We start from the raw sequence: 5,242 nt of genomic DNA on the forward strand, positions 1-5,242 counted from the left end.
GGGCTCGGGGTCCGAGGCGGCGCACCGGGCGCGCGCGGCGGGCGGGAGCGCGGGGTGGATCGGGCACCGGGCGCGGAAGCGGCAGCCGTCGGGCGGATTCGCGGGGTCGGGCGCCTCGCCGTGCAGGACGACGCGGGGGCGCGCGCGCTCGAGGACGGGATCAGGGATCGGGATCGCGTCCAGGAGCGCGCGCGTGTACGGGTGTGCAGGCGCCGCGTAGACCTCGTCGGCCGGGCCCAGTTCGACGATGCGGCCCGCGTGCATGACGGCGACGCGATCGGCGATCCGGTGGACGACCGCGAGGTCGTGGGCGACGAACACGCAGGCGAGGCCGAGCCGGGACTGGAGTTCTTGCAGGAGGTTCAGCACCCCGGCCTGTGTGGTCGCGTCCAGTGAAGCGACGGGTTCGTCCAGGAGGAGTAGGCGTGGTTCCAGAGCGAGTGCCCTGGCGATGCCGACTCGTTGTTTCTGCCCGCCCGACAGTTCGTGTGGGCGGCGGTCCGCGTGGCGGGGTTCGAGGCCCACGAGGCCGAGGAGGTCCCGGACGCGCTCGGACGCGGGCATGCCGTGGGCGGTGAGCGGCTCGGCGATGATGTCGCGGACGCGCATCCGGGGGTTGAGCGATGAACAGGGGTCCTGGAAGACGAGCTGGACGTCGCGGCGCAGGGTTCTGCGGCGGGCGCGGCGGAGGGTCGCGGTGTCCTCGCCGAGGACGGTGATCCTGCCGCGCGGGGGCCGGGCCAGGCGGACGATCTCCATGAGGGCGGTCGTCTTGCCGCAGCCCGACTCGCCCACCAGCGCGAGGGTCTCGCCTCGCCGGACGTCGAACGTGACGCCGTCCACCGCTCGCACGGCGCCGTGGTGGCGGACGAGGGCGTCGACGGCGAGGACCGCGGGGCCGGGCGGCCGGGCGCGCGCGGGGCGCGGGGCGATGCGCGGCGCCGAACGCAGGAGCGCGGCCGTGCGGGGCGTGCGGGGGCGCCGGTAGACCTCCTCGGCCGTGCCCTGCTCGACCGCGCGCCCGTCGTGCATGACGAGGACGCGGTCGGCGATGCCCGCGACGACGCCGAGGTCGTGCGCGATGAGGACGGTCGCGGTCCCGGACGCCCGCGCGGTGCGCAGCACGTCGAGGATCTGCGCCTGGACGGTGACGTCGAGGCCCGCGGTCGGCTCGTCCGCGATGAGGACGGACGGGTCGTGCGCCATCGCCATCGCGATCAGCGCGCGCCTCTGCATCCCGCCCGAGTATTCGTGGGGGTAGGCCCGCGCGCGCCGGGGTGCGTGCGGGATGCCGACGAGGCCGAGCAGTTCGACGGCCTGCGCGCGCGCCGCCGCGCGGCTGGTGCGCCGATGGACGCGGACGGCTTCGGCGATCTGGGCGCCCACGGTGCGGACGGGATTGAGGGAGGCGAGGTCCTGGAACACCATCGCCAGGTCCTTGCCGCGGATCCGGGAGAGTTCGGCGTCGGAGCGTCCGAGGAGTTCCCTGCCGTGCAGGCGCACCGACCCGTCGGCGCGCGCGCCGTCCGGGAGCAGGCCGAGGACGGCGAGGGCGAGGGCGGTCTTGCCGGAGCCCGACGCGCCGACGACGCCCAGCGTCTCCCCCGCGCGCAGGTCGAATCCCGCGCCCCGCACGGCCGGGGCGCCCGCCGCCCAGCGGACCCGCAGGTCCGCGACCGCCAGCGCCGTCACCGCGGGTCGAGGGCGTCGCGGAGGCCGTCGGCGAGCAGGTTCGCGGCGACGGCGATCAGGACCAGGAGCGCGGCGGGGAAGCCGAACCGCCAGGGGAACGCGAGGACGGCCGGGCCGCCGTCGGCGACCAGCGAGCCGAGCGACACGCCGGGCGGGCGGACGCCGAACCCGAGGTGGGCGAGCCCGCTCTCGGCGATGACCGCGGCGCCGACGGTGAGGCCCGCGTCGACCGCGAGCAGCGGCGCGAGCGCCGGCAGGACGTGCCGGACGATCGTGCGCGGCGCGCCCACCCCGGCGAGCCGGGCGGCCAGGACGTGCTCGCGGGCGCGCAGCGAGCGGACCGCGGCCCGCACGGTCCGGGCCGTCGGCGTCCACATCGTCCCGGCGAGGACGGCGACGAGCGCGAGCGTGCCCGCGTCCGGTGCGAGGACGGCCGCGAGGAGGAACGGCGGCAGGACGGACAGCAGGTCGACGCACCAGGTCAGCGCCCGGTCGGCGTGCCCGCCCGCGTAGCCCGCGACGGTGCCGGCGAGGGCCGCCAGGAACGTCGCGAGGGCGGCGACGGCGGCGCCGATCAGGAGGGACCTGCGGAGGGCGTGGACGGTCACGGCGAACACGTCGCGCCCGTTCTGCGTGGTGCCGAGCCAGTGCCGCCGCGACGGCCCCTCGCCGAACGCGGTGAAGTCGATCTCGTCCCACGCCCACGGTGCGAGGGCCGGTCCGGCGGCGGCGAGCAGCACGAGCGCGGCGAGCGGGACCAGGCCGGCGGCGACGCGCGTCACGCCGGCCGGACGCGCGGGTCGAGGAGCCCGTGCAGGACGTCCGCGGCGAGCGCGGCCGCCGGCACCGCGCAGGCGGCGAGGCCGCCGACGGCGGCGACCGCGTTGACGTCGCCGCGCGCGACCGACGCGGCCAGCCACGCGCCGGGGCCGTGCCGCCCGAAGACCTGCTCGACGAGCATGCCGCCGAGCAGCAGCATCGCGGCGGTGTGCGGGAGGCGGGCGGCGAGCGGGACGAGCGCGGGCCGCAGCGCGTGCCGGAGCAGGGCGCCGCGGCGCCGCAGCCCCTTCGCGCGGGCCGCCCGGACGAACGCGGCGTCCAGCACGTCCAGCGTCGCGACCCGCTGGTAGCGGGCGACGAGGGCCGCCTGCGCGAGCGCGATCACGAGGGCCGGGAGCAGCGGCCCGGACGCCGTGCCGCCGGTCCAGGTGACGGCCCGGACGCCCGCGGCGTCGTTGGCGGCGGCCGCGGCGATCTGCGCGAGGACGGCGAGCACGAACACCGGGACGGCGGCGAGCACGTAGGTGAGCGGGGAGACGAGCCGGTCCGCGGCCCGCCGTGCCGCCGCCCACGCGCCGAGGGCGACGCCGAGAACGGAGCCGAGCAGCGCGCCGGGGAGGACGAGCCGGACGCCGACCCCGAGGCGGCGGCGCAGTTCGGGTCCGACGGGCCGGCCGTCGAGGGTACGGCCGAGGTCGCCGCGCAGGACGCCCGCCGCCCAGACCCGGTAGCGGGCGGACGGCGGGACGCGGGGGTCGAGGTTGAGCCGTGCGAGGCGGGCGTCGACGACGGCGTCCGGCGGGCGCGCGGCCCGGTCCGCCGGGTGGGCGCGGGGGTCGAGCGCGGCGGCGGCCAGCAGGTAGACGAGGCTCGCGCCGAGCGCGGCCTGCAGCGCGGCCCGTACCGTCCGGCGCAGCAGGAACGCCGCCATGTCCGCCCTTCCGATGCGATGAGGTTACTTAAGGCTACTGACTGGCTACGCACCGGGACGGGCGAACGGCGACTTCCGTCTCCGGTTCAGGCGGGTACGGCCTCCTTCTCGCGGGCGGGCTTCTCGCGGGGCGCCCGCAGCGCCGCCGCGCCCAGCAGGGCGAACCCGGCGGCGGCCCAGGTCAGCAGCACCGCGAGCGGGGCGCCCGCGCCCGCGCCGTCGAAGAACGTGGCCGAGCGCATGAGCGTGCCCGCGGCGCCGGGCGGGAGGAGCTGCCCGACCGCGCCCAAGGGCTCCGGCAGCATCTCCGGCGCCGCGGTGACCCCGGACAGCGGGTTTCCGAGCAGCAGGAACGTGAGCGCGCCGATGCCGAGCCCGGACCGTCCGACCGCGGCGGCCAGGCCCGCGACGGTCCCGGTCACCGCCAGGATGGCGAGCGCGGCGACGCCGGCGACCACGAGGTAGGGGCCGGGGAAGAGCGACAGCCACCCGAAGGCGAGGCCCGCGACGCCGAGGCCGCCGAGCACGGCGAACAGCAGCGCCCCGGCGGCCCGCCACGCCGGGCTCGGCACCGCGAACGTCAGCAGCACCGCGGCGGCGAGCGACGACATGATCAGCGGCAGGACGATCGCCGCGAGGCCGGCGCCGCGCGGATCGTCCGGGTCGGCGGCGACGACGTCCTGGACGGGCGCGCCGCGCGGGGCGCCCGCGAGGTTCCCGGCGAGCGCGGTGAGCTGCTGCGCGATCACCGGCGAGGCGGCGGACGCGGTGAGCACGCGCGGGCCCTCCGGGGTCGCGACGATCGCGCCGTACGCCCGCCGGTCGGCGATCGCGGCGCGGGCGTCGTCGGCGGCGGGCACGGCCTCGACGTCGAACGCGCCGGGCAGCGTCCGCTCGAGCCGTTCGGCCGTCGCGGCCGCGCCCGGACCCGCCACGACGATCGGGACGTCGCGCGGCTCGGTGCGGGCGGCGGGCCAGGTGAAGGCGCAGATCATCAAGAGCTGCAGGAGCGCGGCGCCGAGGGCGACCCCGGCGCTGCGCACGGCGAGTGAGGACTGCACGACCTTGCTCCTAAAAAAAGCGGATGTCCGTTCTCTTTAGGAGAGTCACACCGGCCGCGCCGTGTTGTCAAGAACGAACGTCCGTTTTAGATTGGGGGCATGCCGAGAGTGAGCGAAGAGCACCTGGAGCGGCGGCGCCGCCAGATCCTGGACGCCGCCCGCGCGTGCTTCATCCGCCAGGGCGTCCACGCGACGTCGATGCAGGACATCTTCGCGGAGGCCGGACTCTCGGCCGGCGCCGTCTACCGCTACTTCAAGAGCAAGAACGAGATCATCGAGGCGATCCTGTCGACCGTGGTCGGCGACCTCCACACGTACCTGGACGAACTCGTGGAGGCCGACCCCCTCCCGGCGCCCGAGGAACTGATCGAGCGGATCGCCGAGCGCGCCATGGACAGGTCCCGGGACGACGGCGTCCTCCGCCTCGCCCCGCAGGGCTGGGCCCTGGCGATGTTCGACCCGGAGATCCGCAGCTACGTCTCCGCCACCATGGTCAGTCTCCGCGACACCTGGATCCGCTACGCGGCCCGGCTGATCGAGGCCGGCCGCCTGCCCGCCGGCACCGACGCGGTGGAGGTCGGCAAGGTCATGTTCAGCCTGGTCCCCGGCTTCCTCCTGCAGCGCCTCGTGCTCGACGACGTCGACCCGGCCGAGTTCGCCCGCGGCACGCGCGCCATGCTGACCGACCTCATGCCGGCCGCCCACGCCGGGGACTGACGCTTTCCCCTTCCCGACCTCCCCGCAGAAGCCCCGCCCCGCGGAAGCCCCGCCCCGGCTT

5 protein-coding genes are annotated in these 5,242 nt (G+C 76.9%); 1 reads left to right on the forward strand and 4 read right to left on the reverse strand.

Annotated features, from left to right (window positions below; genetic code table 11):
* From DMH08_RS38430 to DMH08_RS38445, 4 genes are all read right to left on the reverse strand, one after another.
* The coding region (locus tag DMH08_RS38430) for a dipeptide ABC transporter ATP-binding protein (protein ID WP_148108656.1) at positions 1 to 1,692 on the reverse strand (1,692 nt) is incomplete at its 3' end.
* Entirely contained in the window at positions 1,689 to 2,474 is a 786-nt protein-coding gene (locus DMH08_RS38435) for an ABC transporter permease (protein ID WP_125621156.1), read from the reverse strand. The genes DMH08_RS38430 and DMH08_RS38435, both read right to left, overlap by 4 nt.
* On the reverse strand, positions 2,471 to 3,403 hold the full coding sequence (locus DMH08_RS38440) for an ABC transporter permease subunit (RefSeq protein ID WP_125621157.1): 933 nt from the start codon (positions 3,401 to 3,403) through the stop codon (positions 2,471 to 2,473). The genes DMH08_RS38435 and DMH08_RS38440 overlap by 4 nt, the downstream gene beginning before the upstream one ends.
* A gap of 86 nt (positions 3,404 to 3,489) precedes the next feature.
* The gene (locus DMH08_RS38445) at positions 3,490 to 4,464 is read right to left on the reverse strand and encodes a hypothetical protein (RefSeq protein ID WP_125621159.1); all 975 of its coding nucleotides are present in this window, start codon (positions 4,462 to 4,464) and stop codon (positions 3,490 to 3,492) included.
* A gap of 99 nt (positions 4,465 to 4,563) precedes the next feature.
* Between DMH08_RS38445 and DMH08_RS38450 the strand changes: the two genes are divergently transcribed.
* A complete protein-coding gene (locus tag DMH08_RS38450) occupies positions 4,564 to 5,181 on the forward strand; it encodes a TetR/AcrR family transcriptional regulator (protein ID WP_125621161.1) in 618 nt (205 codons plus the stop codon).
* Positions 5,182 to 5,242 lie beyond the last annotated feature (61 nt).

It is taken from the genome of Actinomadura sp. WAC 06369 (assembly GCF_003947565.1).
GTDB classification, from domain to species: domain Bacteria; phylum Actinomycetota; class Actinomycetes; order Streptosporangiales; family Streptosporangiaceae; genus Spirillospora; species Spirillospora rifamycini.

Coding starts and splice junctions, on each gene's coding strand:
- DMH08_RS38440 (WP_125621157.1), bottom strand. CDS start 3,403: ATGGCGGCGTTCCTGCTGCGCCGGACGGTACGGGCCGCGCTGCAGGCC.
- DMH08_RS38450 (WP_125621161.1), top strand. CDS start 4,564: ATGCCGAGAGTGAGCGAAGAGCACCTGGAGCGGCGGCGCCGCCAGATC.